This is a genomic window from Vibrio sp. 1288, assembly GCF_033344475.1.
Genome location: NZ_JAWPOX010001205.1, coordinates 1 through 502, shown reverse-complemented (window position 1 = coordinate 502; position 502 = coordinate 1). Strand labels below are relative to the sequence as shown.

Below are 502 nucleotides of genomic sequence, written 5' to 3'. Positions count from 1 at the left end.
GATCGCCGAAGTATCGACTCAACTATCAGAGGTAGTTGGCGTCATCGAGCGCCATCTCGAACCGACGTTGCTGGCCGTACATTTGTACGGCTCCGCAGTGGATGGCGGCCTGAAGCCACACAGTGATATTGATTTGCTGGTTACGGTGACCGTAAGGCTTGATGAAACAACGCGGCGAGCTTTGATCAACGACCTTTTGGAAACTTCGGCTTCCCCTGGAGAGAGCGAGATTCTCCGCGCTGTAGAAGTCACCATTGTTGTGCACGACGACATCATTCCGTGGCGTTATCCAGCTAAGCGCGAACTGCAATTTGGAGAATGGCAGCGCAATGACATTCTTGCAGGTATCTTCGAGCCAGCCACGATCGACATTGATCTGGCTATCTTGCTGACAAAAGCAAGAGAACATAGCGTTGCCTTGGTAGGTCCAGCGGCGGAGGAACTCTTTGATCCGGTTCCTGAACAGGATCTATTTGAGGCGCTAAATGAAACCTTAACGCTA

1 protein-coding gene is annotated in these 502 nt (G+C 51.6%); it reads left to right on the top strand.

All coding sequences use genetic code 11. The features are described from left to right. Nucleotide 1 precedes the first annotated feature (1 nt). On the top strand, nucleotides 2-502 hold a 501-nt coding region (locus tag R8O11_RS31700), incomplete at its 3' end, for an aminoglycoside adenylyltransferase family protein (protein ID WP_318195449.1).